This window comes from Candidatus Pantoea communis, from assembly GCF_011752685.1.
Classification (GTDB): Bacteria; Pseudomonadota; Gammaproteobacteria; order Enterobacterales; family Enterobacteriaceae; genus Pantoea; species Pantoea communis.
This window is the reverse complement of record NZ_VWXC01000003.1, coordinates 255,079-278,099: the sequence shown is the minus strand read 5'-3', so window position 1 is coordinate 278,099 and position 23,021 is coordinate 255,079. Positions and strand designations below refer to the sequence as shown.

Below are 23,021 nucleotides of genomic sequence, written 5' to 3'. Positions count from 1 at the left end.
GGCTTCTGCTACCCTGTTCATCCATCAAGATTAAGGAATAATCGTCGATGAAAAACATCGTATTTATCTACATGCCCAGTCCAACATTGTTCAGAACACCGGGATTCGGAGTGAGTGGCGGATTGTTTGTTGCCTATTTTCGCGAAGATAAATATATCGCCGCAGTGCAGAAGGCGATCGATAAACGCCAATTGAACTGGCGCTTCACGCGCGACACCACAGAATCGAATATTGAAACGCTTATGGACGAAGGTGTTGAATTACTGGTCTGTGCACCCGGTCTACGCTTTATGTTTTATCGCAAGAATTTTGATAAGCAACGCATGGTGTTTCTCACCACCATGGAATACCTGAGTAACGACGTCCGGCCTGTAATGCGTAAAATACGGGAACGGGAAGACAGGGAATATTTGTTGGACTAAAGGGCTCGGATACCTCATGTCGGATATTACAGCCCAAAATAGTATGAGTTGTTGTTCATGAAGGTGCGCATTGATGCGCACCTGGAACACCGATCACAATGAATAAAACTACTGAGGAATCACCTTCTCCGCTTTCAGCCGATCAAACAGCGCAATAAACGAATCCAGCGTTGAACGATATCCGGTGAATCCCGCTTTGCGGCTTTTGCTCATGTCGGTGAACGCTTCCATTGGACGCCCAAGATCCGCATCGGTGTGCCACCACGAAGCCAGTTTATTGATGTCAGCCTCACGCAGCTGTTCGCTCGCGGCAATTTCATGCCATGCGTCGGCGGCCTGTTGCATGCGCCCTTCCAGAGGCATCATCTGTGCAGGATACGCGGCGGCTTCAACGTTAAAGTAAGCGGCCAGCCGTGGCCACAACCAGTTCCAGCGGAATACATCGCCGTTGACCGCGTTGAAGTCCTGATTCGCTGCTACATCCGCCGTCGCTGCCCACAGCAACTGCTCCGCCAGCAAACCGGCGTCGGTCACATCCGCAATACCGTTCCACTGCTCCGGCGAGCCAGGAAAGATAAACGGCCAGCCCTTCTCGCGACACAGCGAGGCATACACCGCCAGCGTCTGCCCCATATTCATGGCATTAGCCACTGCATAACCGATGATGGTGTGCGGGCGATGCACGCTCCAGCGATAGCCATATTGCTCGGCACCGGCAAAGATTTCATCTTCCTGCGCATAGTAGAAGTTATCGACCGGCTGGCGTCCCTGTTCTTCACGGAACGGCGTCACCGGCACAGCACCTTTGCCATACGCCTCAAATGGTCCCAGATAGTGTTTCAGCCCGGTCACCAGCGCCACGTGCGCACCGTTCAGGCGCTCACCCAGCGCTTCAATCACATTACGTACCATGCCGCCGTTCACGCGAATGTTCTCTTTTTCGTTCTCCTGACGCGCCCAGACGCTAAAGAACACCGCATCAGGCTTCTCTTGTGACAGTGTAGTGCCGACCGCATCAGCATCGGTCAGATCTGCGGTCAGACTGCGGCAACCTTCGGGGATCGCGCCGCGTCCACGAGATAATCCAGTCACCAGCCATCCTTCACTTTGCAGTTTTTCCGCCAGCGCACGCCCAATCACGCCGCTAATGCCGACAATTAACGCCTGCTTTTGCATTTCAATTCTCCTCGGTTTCGGTAATCATTAGCCTAATAGAGAATTCAATTCCTATCTCTGGCTTTAATTCACATCATTCACAACCTGGATTCACGAATAGATGCACGATCAACGCCTTAAAGACATTGTTCCCTTTGTAGCCAGTGTTGAGAGTGGCAGTTTCGCAGCGGCGGCGGAACGTTTGCACCTGACCGGTTCCGCAGTCAGTAAAAGCGTCACACGGCTGGAGACTCGTCTTGGTTCACGTTTGCTGGAGCGCACCACGCGCAGTCTGAAGCTCACCGATGCAGGCAACGCCTACTACCAAACCTGCCTGCGCATCATGGAGGAGCTGGCCGAAGCCGAAGCGGTACTGGCAGCACAGCGCAGCATTCCCTCAAGGCGATTGCGCGTGGCGGTGCCGAATACCTATGGCCGCCTTAGCGTCATGCCGGTGCTGATTCCGTTTTGTCAGCAACATCCCGAGCTGGAACTCAATCTCACCTTCTCGGATCGTTTTATCGATCTGTTTGATGAGGGGATCGATGTCGCAGTACGCATTGGCGGATCGCCGGACGTACCGGCCTCGCTTGGCTGCCGTCAGATGGGTCGCGAGCGTATGGTGTTTTGCGCGGCGCCGGAATATTTAGCCCGCGCGGGTCGCCCTCGTAACGAAAGCGAGTTGCTGCAGCATCAGGCGATTATGTATGAACGTGTGGATGGCAGCAGCAAGCCATGGCTGTTTACCACTTCAGATGGTCACCCGCACTGGCGCAATGTGCCACACCGGATGGCGCTGGGTGACGTGGATGCGCAAGTCCAGGCGCTGTGTGGCGGATTAGGCGTGGCGCAGATGCCATCCTGGCTGGTGCGCGAGCCACTGGCGCGCGGTGAACTGGAGATCATCTTGCCGGAGCAACAGCCCGATGGATTGGCTTTGACGCTGATATGGCCGCGCCGCAAGCAGCTGTTGCCGAAAGTCGATGCGCTATTGACCGCGCTGAAGGAATTACAGATTCGCTGAAGTGGGCGGCCTGAAGGCCGCCTGCTACCGCGAGCGCAACCATAATGACGTGCAGGTTTTCAGCGGGCCAGTGTCCCCGTATCAGGATCGCACAGGGGATCCTGATTAATTTTCGGGGTCAAACAGTGCGCGGGCGTAATTCTGAGAAGAGACTTTTTTCTCGCTGTGCGGGATCTCCACGCTATCGATAAGCTTGGCTTGCTGATAGCTTTTCACTGTCTCATGCTGAGTGAGTTGCTGCGTGGTCTGCGCAGCCAGCTCACCTTTTTTGTTCTGCGAAACCACGGTCTGGCTGCGCTCTTCATCATCAATCAGATGATAGCGGTAATTTTGCGATGACTTAAGTGCCGTCAGTTTCGCTGCCCCGTCAGAATCCAGCGCGGTGTGGAAACTGGCTTTGAGTTTGAACAGCGTATCCTGTGTCAAATCCTGGCTATCAGTGTGTTGCTGCGAGCGGGTTTGCTGCGCGACGTCCAAAGAGAAAGTGTCCTGTTCCTCCGGTTTATAAGGATTATCAGAACGTGGCGTCTGCTGATAACTGGCGGAAAAATCGGCCAATCCGCTGATGGCACCGTTTTTAGCGGCATTAGCATCAATGGAGATCACTCGCTGGGTGTTGACGCTGTGGCTTGCCTGTCCTTGCGTGGTATTCAGCGCCCGGAAGCTGGCTTTGAAGAGATTCAGCATGTCGCGATCGCCGTGCCCACGCGTTACGGCCTGATCCATTTTGGCAGACCACTGTTCGAGTGCGGCGGCCTGCTGTTCGGCGCTGCCTGCCTGAGTCAGCTTTGACACATCAGTATCGAGTTTGATACTGACATCCCCGTTGTGAAAACCGAGCCAGCGCTCTTTATCATCTGCGTGAAGGTTGAGGGACTGCGTCACATTGTCGCCATTACGCAGATCGGTCTTCAAATCGACACTTTTCAGCTGCGAGATATCAAACTTCATCAAGTCGCTGATATCTAGCTGCGTGGTCCCTGCGTCCAAACCGTCCAGCGCTTTTTGCAAACCGTCGGAGAGCTGACTGATGGCTGCGGCTTCATCACGGTTGAGTTTACCCCCGCTGGTATTCAGCTCCACCACCAGTCCACCCTGCTGGCGTGTCATTTGCAGACTCACTTCAATCCCCGATTGTGTGGTCATAGTGAGCGCCACCGCGCTCTGACTGTTGCTGGTGCCGTTGGCTGATGAGGTTGCGGGCACGCTTAACGTGACATTGTCACCACTCTGCACCAGGCCCTTGAGCAAACTAGTGCCGATAGCGTTCATACCAACGCCGCCAGACTGCGCTGCCGCGTTGAGTTGCGCCTGTAAATTGCTGCTGATCGTGCCGCTACTCTTTACCTGTGCTGGCACAATTTTATAGATGTCGGCAATGGCCTCGCTTGCTTCACTGAAGGTCACTTTGGTGGACGCTTCAGCCTGTAAGTGGCTTTGTGCTGCCTTGCTGTTTGCGGTGGTATTTACGCTTGAACCCGCAGAAATCAGGTTGCGTAGAACGCTGTTGCCAATCCCATTTAGCATCAAAATAATCCTTCTTGTGAACTATTCCTGAAGGTTATCGGCATCATATCGCCATGCTTTAACATTCCCCTCCGGTTAACGCCAGCTCCTGTTAGGCCGCTGGCACTTCTGGCACAGCATCTGTCTGCCTAAACACAGCCGAACCCGCGCGTCTGATTTACGTTATTGATCAACACATTGTCTACCGCACAGGTAGCCCCCTTCAACAGAGGTAAGGTCGCGATGAATAATCTGCATTACAAAAGCTTGCTGGAAATTGGACGCCTGATTCAGTCTGGCGACATCACCTCGGTAGCGGTCACTGAATCACTATTAACGCGCATCGACACACTGGATAGCGATCTGCACAGTTATTTCTACGTGATGCGCGACAGTGCATTAAAACAGGCGGCAGAGGCGGATCAGGAAATCGCCGCAGGTAAACTGCGTGGCCCGCTGCACGGTGTGCCGATTGCCCTAAAAGATCTGATCTGGACCAAAGATGCGCCCACCAGCCACGGCATGATCATCCACAAGGATCACTATCCGGCGGAAGACTCCACGGTGGTTGATCGTTTCCGCGCTGCCGGTGCGGTGATCCTCGGCAAGCTGACGCAAACTGAAAGCGCCTTTGCCGATCACCATCCGGACATCACCCGCCCTAATAACCCCTGGGGCAGCGCCCTCTGGACCGGTGTCTCCTCCAGCGGTTCTGGCGTGGCAACCGCCGCTGGCCTGTGCTTTGGCTCGATCGGAACGGATACCGGTGGTTCTATTCGTTTTCCTTCCAACGCCAACGGCTTGACCGGCATCAAACCGACCTGGGGTCGCGTCACGCGCCACGGTGCCTGTGAGCTGGCTGCCTCGCTTGACCATATTGGGCCAATGGCACGATCAGCCGCCGATGCGGCGGCCATGTTGCAGGCTATCGCCGGGCGTGATGATAAAGATCCGACCTCCAGTAGCGAGCCGGTGCCTGACTATCTGGCCTTGATGACGCGCGGAGTCAGTAAAATGCGCATCGGATTAGATGCGGGCTGGGCGTTGGAAAAGGTGGATGCGGAAACCCGTGCCGCGCTGGAATCGGCGATAGCTACCCTGACATCGCTGGGTGCCACCTTCGTGGACATCACTGTGCCAGACACGGAAAAAGCCGCCGCCGAGTGGAGTGCGCTTTGTGCAGTGGAAACCGCCCTGGCGCATGAAGAGACCTATCCAGCGCAGAAAGATCAATATGGTCCAGGATTATCTGGTCTGCTGGATCTTGGCCATCAGGTCACCGCATTGGAGTATCAGCGCCTGCTGCTAAGCCGTGCTGCACTGCGTGGCGATATCTCAGCTCTGTTCAGCAAAGTGGATTTGATTCTGGCACCCGCCACCGCTTATGCCGGATTAACCTGGGACACCATGACCCGTTTTGGTACCGATCAGGCACTTTTTAACGGCGTATTGCGCTATACCAGTGCATTTGACGCGAGCGGGCATCCGACCATCACCCTGCCATGTGGCATGACTTCCGCCGGTGCACCCATTGGTTTCCAGTTAGTCGCCGCCCATTTCGATGAAACCGCAATGATTCAGGGCGCCTGGGCTTATCAGCAAGTCACTGAATGGCATAAAAAACATCCTGCTATCTAAAGCTGCTTATTTTGGCCGCACTGCATTTCGGGTGCGGCCTTTTCGTGTCGATATGGCCTGAAACTTGCTTGGTTTGTTGTGATTTCACCCTTTTCGCCAGGTTTAGGGGATGTTGCCATGAAAGAAACGTTCACCACGGATCACTTAGATAATCGCCACCGCTTTGATGCCTGGCGCGATGCCGTCTGTTCGCGCTTGATTAATGCCGAGGCGCGTCAGGTTAATGCCGGTACTTTTTCCGGCAGCTTTGGTTATTCCATGCTGGGCCATGTCGATATCGCACACCATGTGTCACAAACCGCGCTGGTGTGGCAACGCACTACCGAGTGCATTCGCCGCCATCCTAATCATGATTTTTATCTCGGCTACGTTCGTTCCGGCATCGGGACATTGCGGCAAAACGATAACCAGTCACGGGTGAGCGCAGGGGATGTGGTGATTTACGATGCCGCAACGCCCTTTGATTTCGCCATGGATAACGTGGCCATCAACATTGTGCATTTGCCGCGCCAGATGATTGAAAAAGAGGCGCCAGCGATTGCCCGGCTCGCGGGGAAAACGCTGGATCTTAGTCGTCCCGGAATGACCTCACTCAAGCAACTACTGGAAGAGGCGTTTGTCTTTAACGCGGAGAGTGAGAACACCTTTCTCGCGGAACAGTTCGCCAATACGTTGATCAATATGATCTCAGTGAGTGTCAATTTGCAGAAAGGCGATGACGCACTAAAACCGGATCTTTACTCGCGGGTGGTGAGTTATTTACGGCAAAATCTGCAGGAAGCGGACCTAACTATGGCGCAAATTGCCAATGCCCATCATGTTTCACCGCGCACCATCAGCCGCGTGTTTGCTGCACACGGCACCACGCCGATGAATTTTGTCTGGCAGGAGCGCCTGCTGGCGTGTCGCAAGGCGCTAGCCGAAGGTAAAGCGCGCAACATCACGCAGGTGGCGCTGGATCACGGCTTTAGCGATATGTCGCATTTCAGTCTCGCCTTCCGCAAAGCCTTTGGTTACACCCCGAGCAGTCTGCTGAGACAAACCGAGGCGTAACGGCGTTTTGTTTTACCCTTTCTGCAACTGACTGATCACACGCTCAGCAGTAAATTCCAGGCTGCTGCGCGTGTTCATCGCTTCGGTACGCATAAAGCGATATGCCCCCGACTCATCCAGACCGAAAGTCTGCATCAACACGCCTTTAGCCTGCGCCAGTCGCTCATTCCTCAGTTTACGCTGTTGGCGAGCCTGCAGTTCACCCCGCAACTGGGCATTCTGCTGGGCGGATTGCCAGGTGCCGATGATCTGCACAATCAAGGCAACGGGGTTTAGTTCTCGCTCGGCGATGGCAGCGGGTTGCAGTTTCATTAGCAGCGGAAACAAGCGCGCATCGTGGCAGTTCGCCAGGGCAATCACCGGTGTGTGATGCTGTTGCAATGAACGAAACAGCGGCGTTAATACCGCCTCGTGGTGATTTTCAATCGCCACCAACAGCAGTTGCGCGTCAGCCGGACGTTCGGCGACAGGCGGCCAGCTGTGTTGTGCGTGACAACCGATTTGCGTCAACGAGGCACAAAAAGCCCGCACGCTTTGCGAATCAGGATGGAAAATATGCAACCGCACACCCGCAAGCGTTTTCAGCAAAGATGGCTCATTCATGTTTCACCCGTGTGCATTCTGAAGTTCGAAGCATCACGTTAGAGGAGTCAGGCAATCGATGCTGTGTTGCTGCTGCCGGGTGCTGTGTCAGGCGAGACAGGGCATGCACCCCGTCCCGCTTGACCGATTTAGGCGTGAAACCCTAAAAACTGCTCCGCCACACTGGCACTCGGCTGGGCGCGCGGATCAATCTGCTGCACAATCTGCCCTTTTTCAATCACATGGATCCGATCCGATAACGCATACAGAAACTCAATATCCTGCTCTACCAGAATGATCGAGATATCCATTTCATGCCTCAGCCGCTGCAGCGTCTCGATGATCTCCTCACAGATATTCGGTTGAATGCCTTCGGTTGGTTCATCCAGCAACACCAGCTGTGGCTGCCCGCAGAGACAGCGCGCCAACGCCAGCAGTTGCTGCTCGCCGCCCGAGAGCGCCCCGCCCGGTTGAGCCAGTAAACGTTTCAGGCGCGGGAAAATCTCCAGCATCTGCTCGATGATCTGACCCGCACGCGAAAAGTGCTTCACGCAGCCCATGCGCAGGTTCTCTTCCACCGTCAGCAGCGGGAAGATTTGCCGCCCTTGCGGCACAAAACCGATGCCCGCCGCCGCCCGTTGGTGGGCCTGATAGCGGGTGATATCAATGCCGTTGAGCGCGATAGTTCCCTGCCAGGCGGGCAGCTCTCCCATGATGGTGCGCAGCAGCGTGGTTTTTCCCATGCCGTTGCGTCCTAACACACCGGTGAAGGATTTCGCCCCGACAAACAGCTCGGATAAGTGCAGGACCGGAATTTTGTTGTAGCCCGAGACCATCTCTTTTATTTCAAGCATGTTTAATCTCCAGATTGCCGAGATACGCCTCTTTCACCAGAGGATTCTGCGTCACCTCGCGGAAAGTCCCCTCCGCCAGCACCGCGCCCTGATTAAACACCGTGACCTGCTGCGCGATCATGCTGATGAACTCCATATCGTGCTCCACCACCACCACGGTGCTCTGTTGATTGATCGCTTTAATCAGCTGGGCGGTTTTGCGCACTTCCTGATGCGTCATGCCTGCGGCGGGTTCATCCAGCAACACCAGTTGCGGACGAGAAATCAGGATCATCCCTAACTCCACCCACTGTCGCTGCCCGTGCGCCAACTCCGAGAGCACGGCATCCTGATGATCTTCCAGTCCGATATCGTGCAACACCTGATCAATTGCGGAGGACAGAGCCGCTTTCGCCAGCTTATTGGCTGCCGCCTGCCACAGATTCTCCCGAACACTCAACCCTTCAAAGACGCTCGGCACCTGAGTTTTGATGCCGATACCCAACCGGGCAATATCCCACGGGCGTTTGCCGGAGATCACTTGATTGCGGTAGCGGCACTCACCGCGCGTGGGCGTTACCTGACCGCTGAGCATTTTGAAAAAGGTGCTTTTCCCCGCGCCGTTCGGGCCGATCAGGCAGCGAAGCTCCCCTTCATGCAGGGTGAAATCCACCTCCTTCACCGCATGCACACCACCAAAACTGACGCCCATTTTGCGGGTTTCCAACAGGACTGTTGCCGTCATGGTTTCACCTCACTCACCGATGTGCGGGTTGCAGGCAGCGTGTTCGGACGCTTGCGTCGCCACAGCCGTTGTAAGGTCGGTAAAATGCCTCCGGGGATCAGCAGCACAAACACTGCCAGAATCACGCCGAGCACCAGATTGACATCCACCGTTTGCTGCGCGCCCAGCCGCGTCACCATCCACTGCAACAGCACACAGCTGATCACCGGACCGATCAACGTGCCGCGCCCCCCGACAATCACCCAAATGATGATCTGTGCCGACTGACTGATACTAAACACCCCGGGGCTGACAAAGGCACCCCAGTTGACGTACAGGCATCCCGCTAACCCGGCAATCGCCGCGCCAATGGCAAAGGTGACGAGCTTATGTGCCGGCACGTTGTAGCCGAGCAGTCCTGCGCGCTTTTCGTTTTCCCGAATGGCCACCACCGTTTTGCCAAAGCGGCTGAGCAGCACAAACTTCAGCAGCGCATAGCAGAGCGCCAACGCACCGGCGGTCACCATAAAGATCGCCTCCGGTGACAAAATGGCATCTGGCTGGAATGGCATGTTGAGTGTCGGCACTGACGGAATACCATTGAACCCACCCAGCAGCGCTTCGCCGATATGGTATTCACTGCCCGAGGTGGAGTTTACCCAGTTAAACAGCACCAGGCTCACGGCTAACGTGATCGCGCCGAGGTACACATCACTGACACCGCCGTAGAAGATCACGTAACCGAGAAGCAGAGAGAACAGCGTGGGCAGGAGAATCGCCATCACCACCGCCCAGGTGGAATCCCCCCAGTTAATGGCGCAAATGGCGTAGGTATAGGCCCCCAGTCCAAAAAATGCCGCCTGACCAAAACAGAGGATGCCGCCGTAGCCCCAGATAAACGCCAGGCTGAGTGACAACAGTCCCATCACTAAAAACACCGTAATGGAGAGCAAGGTGTACAGCTCAATCGCACCAGCGAGCCAAAACGCCAGCAGGATCAGCATCAGGGCACTGAGCACAATGCGCACTTTTTCCGAAAACAGTTTCATTACAGCGATCTCCTGAAGAAGCGCCCGGTGATACCCTGCGGCAGCAGTCGCAGCAGCACAATGGCACTCAACAGCAGCGCCACCGCACCAAACACCGGCGTGGAGAGATAGGTCACCAGTTGCGAAATGGTTCCAAACAGCGTGGAAGAGGTCAGCGTGCCAGCGATGATGGCGCTGCCCCCGCCGATTACCGTGATAAAGGCTTTGGCAATAAAGCTAACGCCGATGGTCGGTATCACGCCGGTGATCGGTGCCAGCAGCGCGCCACCCAATCCGGAGAGCGCGGCTCCCAGACCGAAGGTCAGGCTGTAGATTTTACCGGGATTGCTGCCTAGCGCCGCCGCCATGCGCGCATTCTGCATGGTGGCACGTGCGCACAATCCCAATGTGGTGAAGCGCAGCAACAGCCACAATGCCGCCACCAGACACAGCGCAAACACAATCATAAACAGCGAATAGCCGCTGGTGCTGTAACTTCCCACATTCACGCTGGGCAGCGGCGAGCTGATGCCCAGCGTGGTGTTGCCAAACAGCATGGTCGCGGCACCGATCAACGCCAGACTCAATCCCCAGGTGGCCAGCATGGTGTCGATCATCCTGCCGTACAGATGACGAATAATGACGCGTTCAATCACCATGCCAAACACGCCAACACAAATCGGCGCAACCACCAGCATGGAGATCCAGATCGGCACGCCAAAGTGGTTAGTGGCCATAATGGCGCTGTAGCCGCCCAGCATCATAAATTCGCCGTGCGACATATTGACGATTTTCATCATGCCAAACACCACCGCCAGCCCCAGACTCATGATCACCAGCACCGCGATGGCATTCAGCACTTCGATGCCATAGATAACCGACAGATCCATTAGCGCCTCCCGTTACAGCTCAATCTGATACTGTTTGGTATCACGTGGATTTTTCTTCAGGTCGCACACCATGGCGGTATCAACCGGTGCCTGGTTGGTGAAGGTTTCCAGAATTTTCATCTGATGGTTCTCCACCTCGGCAATGTGTACGTCCAGCGAACAGTGATGCGTGGTGGGATCGACACTCAGCTGACCGCTTGGCGAGGTCAGCGTAACGCCCGACTCCAGCGCTTCAATCACTTTCATGCGGTCGATGTCGCCTGCCTTGCGCACCCCTTCGGCCCAAATCAACATGCCCTGATACGCGCCCATCGCCAGATCGCTGATGTACATTTCGCCGTAACGAGCATGGAATTTATCGACAAACGCTTTGTTCTCGGCAGACGGAATTTCCTGCATGTAGTTCGCCGCCACCAGAATGCCGTTGCTCTCTTCCGGCGACAGAATGATGTGTTCATTACCGCCGCCGAATACGGTAGAAGCGATGGGAATCTTGCCGCTCATGCCTGCCGCATGCCATTGGCGGTAGAAGGAGATGTGCGCCCCGCCCACCAGCGCTGACCACACCATGTCGGGTTTAGCGCTCTGGATTTTTGAAATGGCGGCACCGAAGTCCGTGACATCCAGCGGGAAGAACTCCACCGTCATCACTTCACCGCCGTTGTCACGCACCGACTTCTTCACCCATGACGAAACAATCTGGCCGTAGTTGTAATCAGCCGCCAGCACATAGACTTTCTTGCCCCACTTCTTCATGGCGTACGGCACCAGTTTCTCCACGGTTTGTGCGGGCGTTGAGCCTGAAGAGAAGTAGTTGCGATCGCAGACGCCACCTTCGTACTGCGCAGGATAGAAATAGAGTGAGCGGAAACGATCCAATACCGGACGAATCACCTCGCGCGACGCAGACGTGATGCCGCCGTGCACCACCGCCACTTTGTCTTTCAGCGCGGCCTGCTGGGCGTATTGCGCGTAGAGTTGCATATTGGATTGCGCGTCGTAATTGATGATTTGCAGCGGTCGGCCCAATAATCCCCCTGCTGCGTTGATCTCATCTGCAGCTAAATTGATGGCGTTGGACATCGGCTTGCCATAAATATCCAGCCCGCCTGACAGGTCGAGAATGCTCGCCACTTTAATGGCGTCTTTGCTGTCAGCGGCTAAGGTGAATTTCGGTGCAACCCCTGCAGCCAGACCCAATGCGGATACGGCAGACCCCTGAATAAATGAACGACGACTAATAGCCATAGCACCCTCGCAATGAAGTTATTGGAATAAATAGAGATGAAGTATTCCGGGAACCGGAAGAGATAAGCGGATACACAGACAGCGCTGTCTGCATTAATGCGAGAAAAGGGCCACAACATTGGGGCACGTTTTTTAGATTAGCAATAAGCGGGCCAAAACCTGGCCAACCGCTTAAATTAATCTTATTCCCTGCCAGAAGAAGCGACGACAACGAGAAGTATTACTGCATTTAATTACATCCAGCTTTAATTAATTCAAACCACCCCACTTTACTGCACTTAATTAAAGCAATAAGCACCAGCGCGGTGCAATTAAATCTTTTAACACTGCGCTGTCCGCTCAAACACAGCGAATGGCAGCATTAACAAAGATGTAATTACCAGAAGCGTTAACGTCTCTCACACACTCATTCATCTCATCAGTAAAAATCTTTGGAGGAGACATTATGTCGGACCCTTCGGTATTACCTTCGGATGCCGCGTTAAAGATCCGTGCTATCCAATCCCTGTTGGCAGAAAAGGGATTTCTGAGTCAGGAGGTCACTGACACCATCGTGGATTATTTCGAAACCAAGGTCGGCCCACGTAATGGTGCGCAGGTGGTGGCAAAAGCCTGGTGCGATCCCGCCTTCAAGGCCCGCTTACTGGAAAATGGCCGCGAGGCGGTGAATGAACTCGGCTTCTCCGGCTTTGAAGCCGCTACCCTTCACGTGCTGGAGAATACCGACAGCGTGCACAACGTAGTGGTGTGCACGCTTTGCTCTTGCTATCCGTGGCCGGTGCTGGGCTTGCCGCCCATCTGGTTTAAATCGACACCCTATCGTTCACGTGTGGTGATCGATCCCCGTGGCGTATTAGCTGAATTTGGCACTGCAATCCCGGCCAATAAGGAGATTCGCGTATGGGACAGCAATGCCGAAATCCGTTATTTCGTGCTGCCTCAGCCCCCTGCTGACAGTGAAAACAAGAGTGAGAGCGAGTTGGCCGCATTGGTCACACGCGACTCCATGATCGGCACACGCACGCTTTAAGCGGAGAAACACCATGAATAATATCCACGATTGCGGCGGCATGCATAATTTAGGTCCAATCGAGATTGAAGTCGATGAACCTCATTTTCACAGCCAATGGGAAAAAGATATTTTCGCCACCACGCTGGTGTTCTTTATGAGCGGAAAGATCGTGCTGGATGACTTCCGTTATGAAATTGAGAAAATGTCCGTAACAGAGTATCTGCAATCCAGTTATTACGAGCACTGGTTATTTGCCATTGAGCAGTTGATGTGTAAAGCCGGCGTATTCACTGAACAAGAGTTACAGCAGCGTCTTACCGAACTCTCCGCCTGAGGATACAACATGAATACTTATTCGCCGCAGGTCTACCTGGATTTAATTACTACACCGCCCAATTACCATCGTGATGTTGAGATCGCACCGGAATATCAACCGGGTGACACTATTACTACGCACAATTTAAATCCGCTGAGTCATACACGCCTGCCGCGCTATGCGCGGGGTAAAAAGGGCGTGATTGTTGCCAACTACGGCGCCTGCGTATTTCCCGATGCGCTGGTCGCAGAGCAACAGGAGAAACCGCAGTACGTCTACCTGGTGAAATTCAGTGCCGCCGAGTTGTGGGGAGAGAATAACGAGAATTTCAGCGTCCACCTGAGCGTCTGGTCCGACTATATTCAGGGCAGATGTGAGGATGCTGCGCATGGATGAGTTAAACGCGATTATTGCTCAGGTGAACGAAGCCGATCCCACCTTTGCACAACCCTGGGAAGCCGATGCGTTTGTCATCGCGGTGGCCCTGTCACAACGCGGCTATTTTAGCTGGCCACAATGGGTGGAACAATTTGCCCAGGAGATCCGCGACTTCCCGCAGCGCAGCGATGAAAGCGCCCATACCGCCTATTATCGGCAATGGCTGAGCTGTCTGGAAAAGATCCTGTCACAACATCAATTGATTCCGATGTCAGAATTGCTGATTCGTGAAGAGCAGTGGCGCCAGGCGTTCCTTAACACGCCACACGGCAGCCCGGTGGATCTCGCTGCCGCCAGCTGCCCGCCCGACCACCCGCATGATCATGACCATCACCACCATCATCATCATCATCATCACGACCATCACGCCGCGCAGCCGCTGATCCAGCCGCTGCGCGTCTTTGCCGCCGTCGGGTAATTCTCAGGAGCATTTATGAAGGTGCTGAGTCATAGGCAAAAAGGCGCGGCGGTGATGGGTGGCGCCATGCTGTTTAATTTGCTGGTCATCGGTACGGCGTTGGTGACGTTTCAGCATTCACCGGCCGCGCTGAGTGTCGCGCTGTTGGCCTATCTGTTTGGTTTGCGCCACGCCGTCGATGCCGATCATATCGCCGCCATTGATAATGCCACGCGCAAGTTGAGTAATGAGGGCAAGAGCCCGTTTACCGCAGGTATGTGGTTCTCACTCGGCCACGCTTCGGTGGTGCTGATCGCCTGCCTGATATTCGCTTTGACCACGCAACCTTTGCAGCAGATGTTCCCCGGCGTGAAAGAGATTGGCGGCATGATCAGCACACTGATCTCCGGTGCTTTTCTGCTGCTACTCGCCTGGGCTAACTCCCGCACTTTGTGGCAATGTTTTCGCCAACGTCAGCGGTTGCTGCGTGGCGATGCAACGCGGGTCCCGCAGAAGAGCCATCACCACGGCGTGCTCACCCGGCTATGCGCGCCACTGTTTCGCATGGTGAGCAAAAGCCATCATCTGTTCCTGATCGGTTTCCTGTTCGGCATTGGCTTTGATACCGCAACCGAAGTGGCGATTTTCGGTATGTCCGCCAACCACGCAGCGGGTGGCGAAGCGATGCTGCACATCATGTTGATGCCGCTTTTATTCACTGCCGGCATGATGCTGATCGATACCACAGATGGCGTCATGATGTTGAAACTGTATCGCTGGTCGCAATTCGATCCGTTGCGCAGCCTCAATTACACCCTCGCCATTTCATCACTCTCAATTGTGGTGGCCTTCGCGATTGGCTGTTACGAAGTGTCGACGGTGTTACAACTCAACACGCTGCTCTCCCCGGCGCTGGATGGCGTGATGGAAGCAATCATCAGTCAGATGGGCTGGGTGCTGATTGTAACGTCCATTGGTGTATGGCTGCTGTTTTCACAGCGGGCTAAGCGTCGGGCGCTGTAAGTACAATGGCGGCTTTGTGCCGCCCTGTTTCTGGCATCAGCTTGTGTTAGACCCCCCTGTCAGGTTCAACATCCTGTCAAAAAAGCCTTTTCTGAAACAGGCTGCCATCAGTAAAAAGAATTGAAATCAAGAATCATTCTCATTATGGTGCAAGGTGATATGTACCAATAACCAATAGAGCAAGGATTTCAATGCTTTATAGATTTTCAGCAATAAACCGTCCCATTGGCCTGCTGTTGTTGCTCAGCAGTGTCACCACCAGCGTTTTTGCACGCCCGAATATGACGCCACTCGGCCCGAATATCGCCGACAAAGGCTCCGCTTATTACCACTTCTCCATCAGTGAATATGACTCGGCTGATGGCCAGCGGCATTACAAAGTTTGGACTGCGGTGCCAGATAAAGCGCCTCCGCCATCTGGCTACACGTTGATCACGATGCTGGATGGCAATGCGGTAATGGACAGGCTGACCGATCCGCTGCTGCAAAAACTCTCGGCAGGCAACCCTCCGGTTCTGGTGGTGGTCGGGTATCAAACCACTTTGCCGTTTGAGGTAAACGCGCGAACTTACGATTACACCCCGCCTGACAAAGAGCATGGCGATGCAGGATACACTTTTAGTCGCGGTCGCAAGGGCGGCGGCAGCAGCGCATTCCGCACCTTGCTAGAGCAACGTATTTTGCCCGCAGCGGAGAAAGGTGTGCATGTCGATCATCAACAACGCGCGCTGTGGGGCCACTCTTACGGCGGATTGTTTGTACTCGACAGCTATCTCTCCTCTCAGCTGTTTACGCGCTATTTCGCTGCCAGTCCATCGGTCGGCCAGGGATTTAACTCTCTGTTGAGTGAGATGCAGACCCGCAAAGCCAGTAATAGGCAGATCACTTTGATGGAAGGCAATGGCGATCGCCGCAGCGATAGCAACACGGCGGAACCTGAAGTATTGCGCGCGGTGCGCACCACTATCGAAGGTATGGCAGAGAACGGCACAGCCGCACGCTATCAACTTTATCCGGGACTGTCCCACGGACAAATGTTTGGTGCATCAATGGAAGAGGCGCTGCTGGAAATGTCACAGGCAAAATAGCGAGGAGAAGTAGGCGCAAAAAATGCGCCCACCGAACGGCTTAATTAAAGAACTTTATATCAGTGGGCGTGGATATTTTTGCTGCATCGCCCGCTGCTTTCAGCTCACCGCTCTTTTCATCGAAATGGAACAGGGAAATATTGTTGGTGAACACGTTAGTGACATAGAGATATTTTCCACTGCCATCAAATGAGAACGCCCGAGGTTCAATGCCGTTGGCTTTATAACTGACCGGCTTGCCTAACTGGCCATCCGCCTCAATTTTAAACACCAACAGCTTATTATCTGAACCACGATTCGCTGCAATCACATATTTACCGTTCGGACTGAGAATAATTCCGCCGCCGCTACGGTATTCAGCACTGTTATTTTCAGTGTTCAGCTTCACGGTATTGCTGCGATCCAGGTGATCGTCTTTCACTGTAAATACCGCGATCTCACCAGCCATTTCGGTGGTGACGTAGGCATGTTTGCCATCTGGTGAGAACACCATATGACGCGGGCCAGAACCGGCGGTAAAGGTCACGTCATGCGCGGTATCCGCTTCCAGAGGCTCAGCCTTATTGGCGTGATAACGATAGGCATGGAGCTTGTCACCGCCGAGATCGGCAGCGTACAGATATTTACCGTCGTGGGTAAAGGTGGTCGAGTGTGCGTGACCGCCATCCTGACGCCCTTTCACCGCGCCCGTGCCGTGGTCGAAAGCAAAGTGCTGCACCTGCTCACCCAGTTTACCGTCATGATGAATCGGGAACACCGAGACGCCCGCGCCGCCTTTCGCCACCGAGTAGTTAGCAACAAACAGGAACTTACCGTCCGGGCTGATGGTGGCGTGCGTCGGCTGTTGCCCATGGCTATCCACCGCATTTAGCACTTTCACCTGACCGCTTTTATCAATGGACAGTGCGGTAACGGCCCCGGCGTTTTCTTCATTGGTGGTATAGGCAAAGCGGCAATCCTGGGATTTTACAATCCATGACGGGCTTTTCATTTTGATCACATCAAGTGGTGTTAAAGTGCCATCCGCATTCACCTTGAGGCGATATAAACCTTCGCCAGGATGATCCGGTTTCTGCTCTAATGGGGCATCTGGAATCGACGTCCAGGTACCCACTAAAGCGATTTGTTGATGTTCCGCAGCATTTGCCATAGCGCTCCCCGCCAGTGAAAAAACAGCTAAGGATAATGCCATGGTTATGTTTGATGCTAAACCGCTGAATGCGGCTTTTTTATTTCTATTCATTTTCGTCCCCCACCATAATCGGAATGTTTAACGACTATAGTGGGATTAATTTGAATAGCGCCCGGCCAGGGTGACCGGGTTCACAATATAGCAGATTAGTTTTTAGGAAATCGTGCCTTTAAATTCTGACTCATCACGATTCAAGGTAAATATCTGCCAGTCAACTTGTTTGGCATGAAGCGTAAATACCGCTGTCGCCAGGGTGTTCTCTTCATCCGGATCGTTCGGCGAAAGGCGATAAATGGGCAGCACCGCATCATGCTGGTCAGAGAGAATCGCTTTTGCTGCATCGCCATCCAGCTGCGTTTGCACCTCCAGCCACTCAATTAACCGCTGCTGGCGTGATCCGGAGCTGGCAGTGATCACCTGTTCCACGCCATCAAGCTGCGGATGAATCAGGTGATTGGCATGGGCGAACACTGCGGTCAGTGGCGTTACGGAGCAACCCGAACCCGTGGCTTCCACGCTAAACAGACGGCTATCGCCCATCTGTCCGAGCGTATGGTGGAACGATCCGGCGCGCGGTGATGTGGTCAGAATAGCGATAGCCTCATCCAGCGTAGTCGCATTCAGCGCGGCGCGGGCCAGAATCTGACGCGGCACTCCTTCCGGGCGATACAGCGCACGAATATTATTTACCGTGTTCACCACGCCCTTCTCGTTTACGGCAACGGTATGACCGCAAATTGACCCCGGATAAGCAAAGCTGGTAAACGCCATGCCGCTATCCGGACGGATGCTGACGATGGCACAGTCATCGCGTAATTGAGGAAAACCATCTTCATTGTGCGCGATAGTTAACACGCCATCAGCACGCTGTCCCGCCACGGTGGTACATCCATCCGAGGTTGAACGTACTAAATCGCCACGGCAGTTCCAGGCAAAAACCTCCTCAATCGGCGCCTGTAATCCTGCGGCCAGCCCTTCCAGCTCCTGCCAGATCAGCGGATAGTGCGCCTGGACCAACGCGCGCATGGCCACCGTTTGGTCGGCGTCTTTCATGGCTGTCACTGTCTGCCAGAGTGCGGTGAGCGTCAGCTTTTGATGCCAGGCTTCACGGCCAAATTCACCCAGTTGCTGACCAATTTCGAAGTCGGAACCATGGATTGCGATTTTTTTCATATTGTTATCGTTCACTTCTGTTCAGGATACGTGTTGCAAGAATTCTTTCAGACGCGGATTGTCGCTGGCCGTCAGCAGCATATCAGGTGAACCGTCTTCGGCAATGGTGCCGCCATCAATAAAGATCAGTCGTGAGGCCACATCACGGGCAAAGCCGATTTCATGTGTCACGATCACCATCGTCATGCCCTCTTCAGCCAGTGATTGCATCACTTTCAAAACTTCGTGGCGCAATTCTGGGTCGAGAGCTGAGGTTGGCTCATCGAACAGCATCATCTTCGGCTTAACAGCTAACGCACGTGCAATCGCCACTCGCTGCTGCTGGCCGCCAGAGAGTTCAGACGGATAGTGATTGGCGCGCTCACGCAAACCCACACGATCCAACAGTGCCATCGCCTGTTCACGGGCTGCAGCTTTGCTCTGCTTGCGCACGCGAATCGGACCAAACATCACGTTTTCCAACGCGGTGAGGTGCGGGAACAAATGAAATTGCTGAAACACCATGCCCGCCTCGCGGCGAATATCGCACTCATTGGCGTGTGGATCGGTGATGTGCATGCCCGCCACCAACAGCGTACCGGAGGAGATCTCTTCGAGCTTATTGATGCAGCGTAACAGCGTGGACTTACCCGAGCCCGATGGCCCGATAATCACCACCACTTCACCGGCTTCAATCTTTAGATTGATGTCATGCAGTACCTGAGTGGTGCCAAAACTCTTCGACACCGCGCTAAATTCAACCATGCTCATAAAATATGAATCCTTTTCTCCAGTTGCTTCAGCAGGAAACTCAGGCACAACGTCACCAGCAGATAAATCATTGCCACTGCGGTCCAGACTTCCAGTGCGCGGAAGTTACCGGCAATAATCTCTTGCCCTTGACGAGTTAATTCCGCTACGCCAATCACAATAAACAGCGAGGTGTCTTTAATACTAATAATCCACTGATTGCCTAACGCGGGGATCATACGACGTAGCGCCAGTGGCATAATAACGTGTAATACGGTACTGCGCTGTGATAATCCCATTGCCAGACTGGCTTCTTTAAAACCTTTATTGATGGAGAGGATCGCACCGCGCGTAATCTCCGCAATATAGGCGCCAGAGTTAATCACAATGGTCACAATCGCAGCCGTCACCGGATCGATACGGATCGGCATGACCATCGGCAGTGCAAAATAAATGAACATCACCTGCACCATAATCGGCGTGCCGCGAATTAACTCAACGAAAATCAGTGAAAGTGTTTTTGATATTCTACCGCCCAATGCACGACAGGTGCCCGCCAGCAAACCAATAATAAAACCACCCAGCAATCCTGATAGCGAAATAATCAGCGTTAACTGTAATCCCTGTAACAGCAGTGGCAGGGACTCCCAAATATATTTACTTTCGAAATTCATCTTTCAACCCGTAAAAACGAAACGAGGCCGATTCTCACCGGCCTGGCGGGATTATTTTGGCTGCTTAGCAAACCATTTCACGTAGATTTTGTTATAGGTGCCATCTGCGCGCAGTGCCTGCAACGCAGCATTCACCTTAGGTGTTAAGCTGCTGTTCTTCTGCATCGCAAAGCCATACTGCTGTGGCAGAATGCTGTCAGTTTCACCGGTGGATTTCACTTTGCCATCGCCTGCCGTTTTCACGTAATAGAGCACGTTCGGTGAGTCATGCACCACGGCGTCGAGGTTGCCCGCTTGCAGATCAAGATAGGCATTATCTATGTTCGGAAATTCAACGTAGTTCGCTTTATATTTGCTTTTCATAAAGCTGGCAGCGGCGGTGCCTTGCTTGAGGCCCACTTTCTTACCCGATAAATCGCTAAATTTCGTGATGGAATTATCGGAGCTTTTTACCGCCATCAATAAATCGGCGTCGTAATATCCTTCACTGAAATCGACGACCTGCTTACGCGCATCCGTAATAGTAATGCCCGCCATCGCCACATCCAGATTACGCGATTGCAAGCCCGGAATTAACCCACCAAAATCCATTGGGCGTAATTCGTAGCTAACGTGCATTTTCTTCGCAATGGCATCCCATAAATCGATATCAAAGCCGACGTATTTATCACCTTGTTTAAATTCGAACGGAACAAATGCGGTGTCTACTCCGACGGTTAATTTATCTTGCGCTGCTGCGACAAAACTGGCTGAACAAGCAACCAATGCTAACGTAACTTTTAATTTAGAGAATAATGCAGACATAATAACCCTCAGCGTCAGTGAAATAGCGTGCGATGAATGTCACCCAGCGAAATATTTCGGCGGGAGTAAAAAGATAAATCCATTTGATATTCAGGGCGCATTCGATCACGCCCTGATGAAAACGACGGCTTATGCCGGGATAATATCATCCCGTGTTTCGGGTACCGGCGTCTGTGCGCCGTTCATGATCATCGAGAGGAAGCTGTAATAACCGTTAATGCCAATCAGATCCACCACGCCCTTTTCGCCCCATAAATCGATGGCTTGTTGCCAGGTGGTGTCAGTGACTTTTTGCTGTTGATGCAGTTGCTGGCAAAAGTGGTAAATCACCCACTCATCCGGCTTTAAGTCATCGGGCAGGCGCTTCTCATTAATGGCCTGAACGGCAGCGCCGGATATGCCCTTTTCCCGGGCGATGGGCGCATGAATCGCCCACTCCACCGGCTGCGACCAGTGACGCGCCGTCATGAGAATCGCCAGTTCCGATAAGCGCTGACCGAGCGCGCTGCGATAGCGCAGGTACTCTCCCATGCGCTGCGCGTGCGCCATCAATTCCGGGCTGCGCAGTAAAGGCTCAAACGGCGGAAGCAATGCGCCGCGCGGCCCATTAATGATCTCTTCTGCCAGTGGACGTTGCTGGTCGTCCCACTCGTGTTCCGCCAGCGGCGGCAAACGATTAATCATAATTTACCGGTCTCTTCACGAATCACAGTCGCCAGCGTATCCACCACAAAATCGAGCTGGCTCGGCGTAATAATAAATGGTGGAGCAATCAGGATGTGGTCGCCATACTGCCCGTCAATGGTGCCGCCCATCGGATACACCATCAGGCCACGAGCCATACAGTTGGCTTTAATGCCAGCATGTAGTTTCAGTGCAGGATCGAACGGGGTTTTGCTCTCTTTATCGCGCACCAGTTCCACGCCGGCAAATAAGCCGCGCCCACGTGTGTCGCCCACATGCGGTAATGCGCCCAGCACTTCACGCAAGGCATTTTGCAGGTAAGCGCCCTGCTGCTTCACCGCATCGAGCAGGTTATCGCGTTCAATCACCTGCTGGACGGCCAGTGCCGCTGAAGCCGCCGTAGCGTGGCAAATATAAGTATGACCATGCTGGAACAGACCACTGCCCGACTGGAGTGCGGAGACGATCTTTTCGCTGGCCAGCACCGCACCAATCGGCTGATAACCGCCACCCAACCCTTTGGCGATAGTGACCAGATCCGGCACCACGTCATCTTGTTCAAACGCGTGCAGCGTCCCTGTGCGACCCATTCCGCACATCACCTCATCGGCGATATACAGGATGCCGTACTTATCACACAGTGCGCGCACGCCTTTCAGATAACCCGGCGTCGGCGGTGTCGCGCCGGTGGTGGCACCCACTACCGTTTCAGCGCAGAAACCAATAATGGTTTCCGGACCGGCATCAATGATTGCCTGTTCCAGTTCGTTGAGCAGTCGCGTGGTGTATTGCTGCTGCGTCTCATCAGCACGACGATCGCGATATTCGTTACAGGCTGAGACGCGAATCACGTCAATCAGTAATGGCGCGAACTGGCGACGACGCCACTCATTGCCGCCGACGGCCAGCGCACCCAGCGTGTTGCCGTGATAGCTCTGCTTACGCGCAATAAATTTGGTACGTGACGCCTGCCCGATTTCAACGAAATATTGACGCGCTAATTTCAGCGCGGTTTCCACGGCTTCCGAACCACCGGAAACGAAATAGGCGTAGTTGAGATCGCCAGGCGCCGTGCGCGTCAATTGTTCGGCAAGTTGTTCAACGGTGTCGCTGGTGAAGAAGCTGGTGTGAGCATAGGCCAGTTGGTCGATTTGACGATGCATCGCGGCTAACACATCAGGATGCGCGTGGCCTAAGCAGGAAACGGCAGCACCACCGCAGGCGTCGAGATACTGCTTTCCTTGTTTATCGAAGATGTACGCCCCTTCGGCGCGAGCAGCCACGGCGGGCGTGCTGCGCAAACTGCGGTGAATAATGTGGCTCATACTGGGTACTGCTCCTGAATACGCTACGGTGATTAAGCGCATCTTGCAGGATTCATTTGGATC

General features: G+C 53.9%; 25 protein-coding genes. 10 read left to right on the top strand and 15 right to left on the bottom strand.

The features are described 5' to 3' along the window. Nucleotides 1–47: 47 nt before the first annotated feature. Nucleotides 48–422 (top strand): nitrogen fixation protein NifS, encoded by a 375-nt coding sequence (locus F3J37_RS07275; protein WP_166932737.1) that lies wholly within the window; start codon nucleotides 48–50, stop codon nucleotides 420–422. Nucleotides 423–530: 108 nt separating this feature from the next. On the opposite strand, the gene F3J37_RS07270 is transcribed toward F3J37_RS07275, so the two are convergent. Then, nucleotides 531–1,598, bottom strand: a complete 1,068-nt coding sequence (locus F3J37_RS07270; protein ID WP_166932735.1) for an SDR family oxidoreductase — start codon at nucleotides 1,596–1,598, stop codon at nucleotides 531–533. A 100-nt stretch (nucleotides 1,599–1,698) separates the two neighbouring features. Between F3J37_RS07270 and F3J37_RS07265 the strand changes: the two genes are divergently transcribed. Then, on the top strand, nucleotides 1,699–2,601 hold the full coding sequence (locus F3J37_RS07265; protein ID WP_166932733.1) for a LysR family transcriptional regulator: 903 nt from the start codon (nucleotides 1,699–1,701) through the stop codon (nucleotides 2,599–2,601). A 105-nt stretch (nucleotides 2,602–2,706) separates the two neighbouring features. Here F3J37_RS07265 and F3J37_RS07260 read toward each other — a convergent pair whose 3' ends face one another. Then, complete coding sequence (locus F3J37_RS07260) at nucleotides 2,707–4,128, bottom strand: hypothetical protein (RefSeq protein ID WP_166932731.1); 1,422 nt, start codon at nucleotides 4,126–4,128, stop codon at nucleotides 2,707–2,709. Between the two features lie 222 nt (nucleotides 4,129–4,350). Between F3J37_RS07260 and F3J37_RS07255 the strand changes: the two genes are divergently transcribed. Continuing rightward, entirely contained in the window at nucleotides 4,351–5,745 is a 1,395-nt protein-coding gene (locus F3J37_RS07255; protein ID WP_166932729.1) for an amidase, read from the top strand. 117 nt (nucleotides 5,746–5,862) lie between these two features. Further along, complete coding sequence (locus tag F3J37_RS07250; RefSeq protein ID WP_097118877.1) at nucleotides 5,863–6,798, top strand: helix-turn-helix domain-containing protein; 936 nt, start codon at nucleotides 5,863–5,865, stop codon at nucleotides 6,796–6,798. Between the two features lie 12 nt (nucleotides 6,799–6,810). Here the strand turns inward: F3J37_RS07250 and F3J37_RS07245 are convergent, their stop codons facing one another. The 6 genes from F3J37_RS07245 to F3J37_RS07220 form a co-directional block, all read right to left on the bottom strand. Further along, nucleotides 6,811–7,401 (bottom strand): ANTAR domain-containing response regulator, encoded by a 591-nt coding sequence (locus tag F3J37_RS07245; RefSeq protein WP_166932728.1) that lies wholly within the window; start codon nucleotides 7,399–7,401, stop codon nucleotides 6,811–6,813. Nucleotides 7,402–7,529: 128 nt separating this feature from the next. Further along, nucleotides 7,530–8,234 carry an ABC transporter ATP-binding protein gene (locus F3J37_RS07240; protein ID WP_160867158.1) on the bottom strand — a complete coding sequence of 235 codons (705 nt, stop codon included), beginning with the start codon at nucleotides 8,232–8,234 and terminating at the stop codon, nucleotides 7,530–7,532. Continuing rightward, nucleotides 8,227–8,958: an ATP-binding cassette domain-containing protein gene (locus tag F3J37_RS07235; RefSeq protein WP_166932726.1), complete on the bottom strand. Its 732-nt coding sequence runs from the start codon at nucleotides 8,956–8,958 to the stop codon at nucleotides 8,227–8,229. Before F3J37_RS07235 ends, F3J37_RS07240 begins: the two co-directional genes overlap by 8 nt. Further along, nucleotides 8,955–9,986: a branched-chain amino acid ABC transporter permease gene (locus tag F3J37_RS07230; RefSeq protein WP_166932724.1), complete on the bottom strand. Its 1,032-nt coding sequence runs from the start codon at nucleotides 9,984–9,986 to the stop codon at nucleotides 8,955–8,957. Before F3J37_RS07230 ends, F3J37_RS07235 begins: the two co-directional genes overlap by 4 nt. Beyond that, on the bottom strand, nucleotides 9,986–10,855 hold the full coding sequence (locus F3J37_RS07225; protein WP_166932723.1) for a branched-chain amino acid ABC transporter permease: 870 nt from the start codon (nucleotides 10,853–10,855) through the stop codon (nucleotides 9,986–9,988). The genes F3J37_RS07230 and F3J37_RS07225 overlap by 1 nt, the downstream gene beginning before the upstream one ends. 12 nt (nucleotides 10,856–10,867) lie before the next feature. Continuing rightward, on the bottom strand, nucleotides 10,868–12,103 hold the full coding sequence (locus F3J37_RS07220; protein ID WP_166932721.1) for an urea ABC transporter substrate-binding protein: 1,236 nt from the start codon (nucleotides 12,101–12,103) through the stop codon (nucleotides 10,868–10,870). Nucleotides 12,104–12,548: 445 nt separating this feature from the next. Here F3J37_RS07220 and nthA point away from each other — a divergent pair, with 445 nt between their 5' ends. The 6 genes from nthA to F3J37_RS07190 all read left to right on the top strand — a co-directional run bounded on the left by nthA (nucleotide 12,549) and on the right by F3J37_RS07190 (nucleotide 16,377). Further along, nucleotides 12,549–13,133: a nitrile hydratase subunit alpha gene (gene nthA / locus F3J37_RS07215; protein ID WP_166932720.1), complete on the top strand. Its 585-nt coding sequence runs from the start codon at nucleotides 12,549–12,551 to the stop codon at nucleotides 13,131–13,133. Between the two features lie 13 nt (nucleotides 13,134–13,146). Continuing rightward, complete coding sequence (locus tag F3J37_RS28490) at nucleotides 13,147–13,449, top strand: SH3-like domain-containing protein (RefSeq protein WP_166932718.1); 303 nt, start codon at nucleotides 13,147–13,149, stop codon at nucleotides 13,447–13,449. 9 nt (nucleotides 13,450–13,458) lie between these two features. Next, nucleotides 13,459–13,827 (top strand): SH3-like domain-containing protein, encoded by a 369-nt coding sequence (locus F3J37_RS28485; protein ID WP_166932716.1) that lies wholly within the window; start codon nucleotides 13,459–13,461, stop codon nucleotides 13,825–13,827. Further along, nucleotides 13,820–14,287: a nitrile hydratase accessory protein gene (locus F3J37_RS07200; RefSeq protein ID WP_166932715.1), complete on the top strand. Its 468-nt coding sequence runs from the start codon at nucleotides 13,820–13,822 to the stop codon at nucleotides 14,285–14,287. Before F3J37_RS28485 ends, F3J37_RS07200 begins: the two co-directional genes overlap by 8 nt. A 15-nt stretch (nucleotides 14,288–14,302) precedes the next feature. Continuing rightward, nucleotides 14,303–15,289 (top strand): HoxN/HupN/NixA family nickel/cobalt transporter, encoded by a 987-nt coding sequence (locus tag F3J37_RS07195; RefSeq protein WP_166932714.1) that lies wholly within the window; start codon nucleotides 14,303–14,305, stop codon nucleotides 15,287–15,289. Between the two features lie 191 nt (nucleotides 15,290–15,480). Continuing rightward, complete coding sequence (locus F3J37_RS07190; protein ID WP_166932712.1) at nucleotides 15,481–16,377, top strand: alpha/beta hydrolase; 897 nt, start codon at nucleotides 15,481–15,483, stop codon at nucleotides 16,375–16,377. Between the two features lie 40 nt (nucleotides 16,378–16,417). Here F3J37_RS07190 and F3J37_RS07185 read toward each other — a convergent pair whose 3' ends face one another. From F3J37_RS07185 to F3J37_RS07155, 7 genes are all read right to left on the bottom strand, one after another. Beyond that, on the bottom strand, nucleotides 16,418–17,527 hold the full coding sequence (locus tag F3J37_RS07185; RefSeq protein ID WP_166932711.1) for a lactonase family protein: 1,110 nt from the start codon (nucleotides 17,525–17,527) through the stop codon (nucleotides 16,418–16,420). A 195-nt stretch (nucleotides 17,528–17,722) separates the two neighbouring features. Continuing rightward, nucleotides 17,723–18,742 carry a C45 family autoproteolytic acyltransferase/hydrolase gene (locus tag F3J37_RS07180; RefSeq protein WP_166932709.1) on the bottom strand — a complete coding sequence of 340 codons (1,020 nt, stop codon included), beginning with the start codon at nucleotides 18,740–18,742 and terminating at the stop codon, nucleotides 17,723–17,725. A 21-nt stretch (nucleotides 18,743–18,763) separates the two neighbouring features. After that, complete coding sequence (gene glnQ / locus F3J37_RS07175) at nucleotides 18,764–19,486, bottom strand: glutamine ABC transporter ATP-binding protein GlnQ (RefSeq protein ID WP_034830426.1); 723 nt, start codon at nucleotides 19,484–19,486, stop codon at nucleotides 18,764–18,766. 2 nt (nucleotides 19,487–19,488) lie between these two features. Further along, nucleotides 19,489–20,145 (bottom strand): glutamine ABC transporter permease GlnP, encoded by a 657-nt coding sequence (gene glnP / locus F3J37_RS07170; protein ID WP_034830279.1) that lies wholly within the window; start codon nucleotides 20,143–20,145, stop codon nucleotides 19,489–19,491. A 51-nt stretch (nucleotides 20,146–20,196) separates the two neighbouring features. After that, nucleotides 20,197–20,949, bottom strand: a complete 753-nt coding sequence (gene glnH / locus F3J37_RS07165; protein WP_034830281.1) for a glutamine ABC transporter substrate-binding protein GlnH — start codon at nucleotides 20,947–20,949, stop codon at nucleotides 20,197–20,199. 129 nt (nucleotides 20,950–21,078) lie between these two features. Then, nucleotides 21,079–21,633: a carboxymuconolactone decarboxylase family protein gene (locus F3J37_RS07160; protein WP_205298888.1), complete on the bottom strand. Its 555-nt coding sequence runs from the start codon at nucleotides 21,631–21,633 to the stop codon at nucleotides 21,079–21,081. Further along, nucleotides 21,630–22,958: an aspartate aminotransferase family protein gene (locus tag F3J37_RS07155; protein WP_166932708.1), complete on the bottom strand. Its 1,329-nt coding sequence runs from the start codon at nucleotides 22,956–22,958 to the stop codon at nucleotides 21,630–21,632. The genes F3J37_RS07160 and F3J37_RS07155 overlap by 4 nt, the downstream gene beginning before the upstream one ends. Nucleotides 22,959–23,021: the final 63 nt, after the last annotated feature.

Excerpts from the sequence above, each read along its gene's own strand:
- F3J37_RS07190 (WP_166932712.1), top strand. The coding sequence starts at position 15,481 with ATGCTTTATAGATTTTCAGCAATAAACCGTCCCATTGGCCTGCTGTTG.
- F3J37_RS07245 (WP_166932728.1), bottom strand. The coding sequence starts at position 7,401 with ATGAATGAGCCATCTTTGCTGAAAACGCTTGCGGGTGTGCGGTTGCAT.
- F3J37_RS07180 (WP_166932709.1), bottom strand. The coding sequence starts at position 18,742 with ATGAAAAAAATCGCAATCCATGGTTCCGACTTCGAAATTGGTCAGCAA.
- glnQ (WP_034830426.1), bottom strand. The coding sequence starts at position 19,486 with ATGGTTGAATTTAGCGCGGTGTCGAAGAGTTTTGGCACCACTCAGGTA.
- F3J37_RS07195 (WP_166932714.1), top strand. The coding sequence starts at position 14,303 with ATGAAGGTGCTGAGTCATAGGCAAAAAGGCGCGGCGGTGATGGGTGGC.
- F3J37_RS07255 (WP_166932729.1), top strand. The coding sequence starts at position 4,351 with ATGAATAATCTGCATTACAAAAGCTTGCTGGAAATTGGACGCCTGATT.
- nthA (WP_166932720.1), top strand. The coding sequence starts at position 12,549 with ATGTCGGACCCTTCGGTATTACCTTCGGATGCCGCGTTAAAGATCCGT.
- F3J37_RS07185 (WP_166932711.1), bottom strand. The coding sequence starts at position 17,527 with ATGGCAAATGCTGCGGAACATCAACAAATCGCTTTAGTGGGTACCTGG.
- F3J37_RS07275 (WP_166932737.1), top strand. The coding sequence starts at position 48 with ATGAAAAACATCGTATTTATCTACATGCCCAGTCCAACATTGTTCAGA.
- F3J37_RS07265 (WP_166932733.1), top strand. The coding sequence starts at position 1,699 with ATGCACGATCAACGCCTTAAAGACATTGTTCCCTTTGTAGCCAGTGTT.
- F3J37_RS07240 (WP_160867158.1), bottom strand. The coding sequence starts at position 8,234 with ATGCTTGAAATAAAAGAGATGGTCTCGGGCTACAACAAAATTCCGGTC.
- glnP (WP_034830279.1), bottom strand. The coding sequence starts at position 20,145 with ATGAATTTCGAAAGTAAATATATTTGGGAGTCCCTGCCACTGCTGTTA.
- F3J37_RS07260 (WP_166932731.1), bottom strand. The coding sequence starts at position 4,128 with ATGCTAAATGGGATTGGCAACAGCGTTCTACGCAACCTGATTTCTGCG.
- F3J37_RS07250 (WP_097118877.1), top strand. The coding sequence starts at position 5,863 with ATGAAAGAAACGTTCACCACGGATCACTTAGATAATCGCCACCGCTTT.
- F3J37_RS07160 (WP_205298888.1), bottom strand. The coding sequence starts at position 21,633 with ATGATTAATCGTTTGCCGCCGCTGGCGGAACACGAGTGGGACGACCAG.
- F3J37_RS07270 (WP_166932735.1), bottom strand. The coding sequence starts at position 1,598 with ATGCAAAAGCAGGCGTTAATTGTCGGCATTAGCGGCGTGATTGGGCGT.
- glnH (WP_034830281.1), bottom strand. The coding sequence starts at position 20,949 with ATGTCTGCATTATTCTCTAAATTAAAAGTTACGTTAGCATTGGTTGCT.
- F3J37_RS07235 (WP_166932726.1), bottom strand. The coding sequence starts at position 8,958 with ATGACGGCAACAGTCCTGTTGGAAACCCGCAAAATGGGCGTCAGTTTT.
- F3J37_RS28485 (WP_166932716.1), top strand. The coding sequence starts at position 13,459 with ATGAATACTTATTCGCCGCAGGTCTACCTGGATTTAATTACTACACCG.
- F3J37_RS07200 (WP_166932715.1), top strand. The coding sequence starts at position 13,820 with ATGGATGAGTTAAACGCGATTATTGCTCAGGTGAACGAAGCCGATCCC.
- F3J37_RS07230 (WP_166932724.1), bottom strand. The coding sequence starts at position 9,986 with ATGAAACTGTTTTCGGAAAAAGTGCGCATTGTGCTCAGTGCCCTGATG.
- F3J37_RS28490 (WP_166932718.1), top strand. The coding sequence starts at position 13,147 with ATGAATAATATCCACGATTGCGGCGGCATGCATAATTTAGGTCCAATC.
- F3J37_RS07225 (WP_166932723.1), bottom strand. The coding sequence starts at position 10,855 with ATGGATCTGTCGGTTATCTATGGCATCGAAGTGCTGAATGCCATCGCG.
- F3J37_RS07155 (WP_166932708.1), bottom strand. The coding sequence starts at position 22,958 with ATGAGCCACATTATTCACCGCAGTTTGCGCAGCACGCCCGCCGTGGCT.
- F3J37_RS07220 (WP_166932721.1), bottom strand. The coding sequence starts at position 12,103 with ATGGCTATTAGTCGTCGTTCATTTATTCAGGGGTCTGCCGTATCCGCA.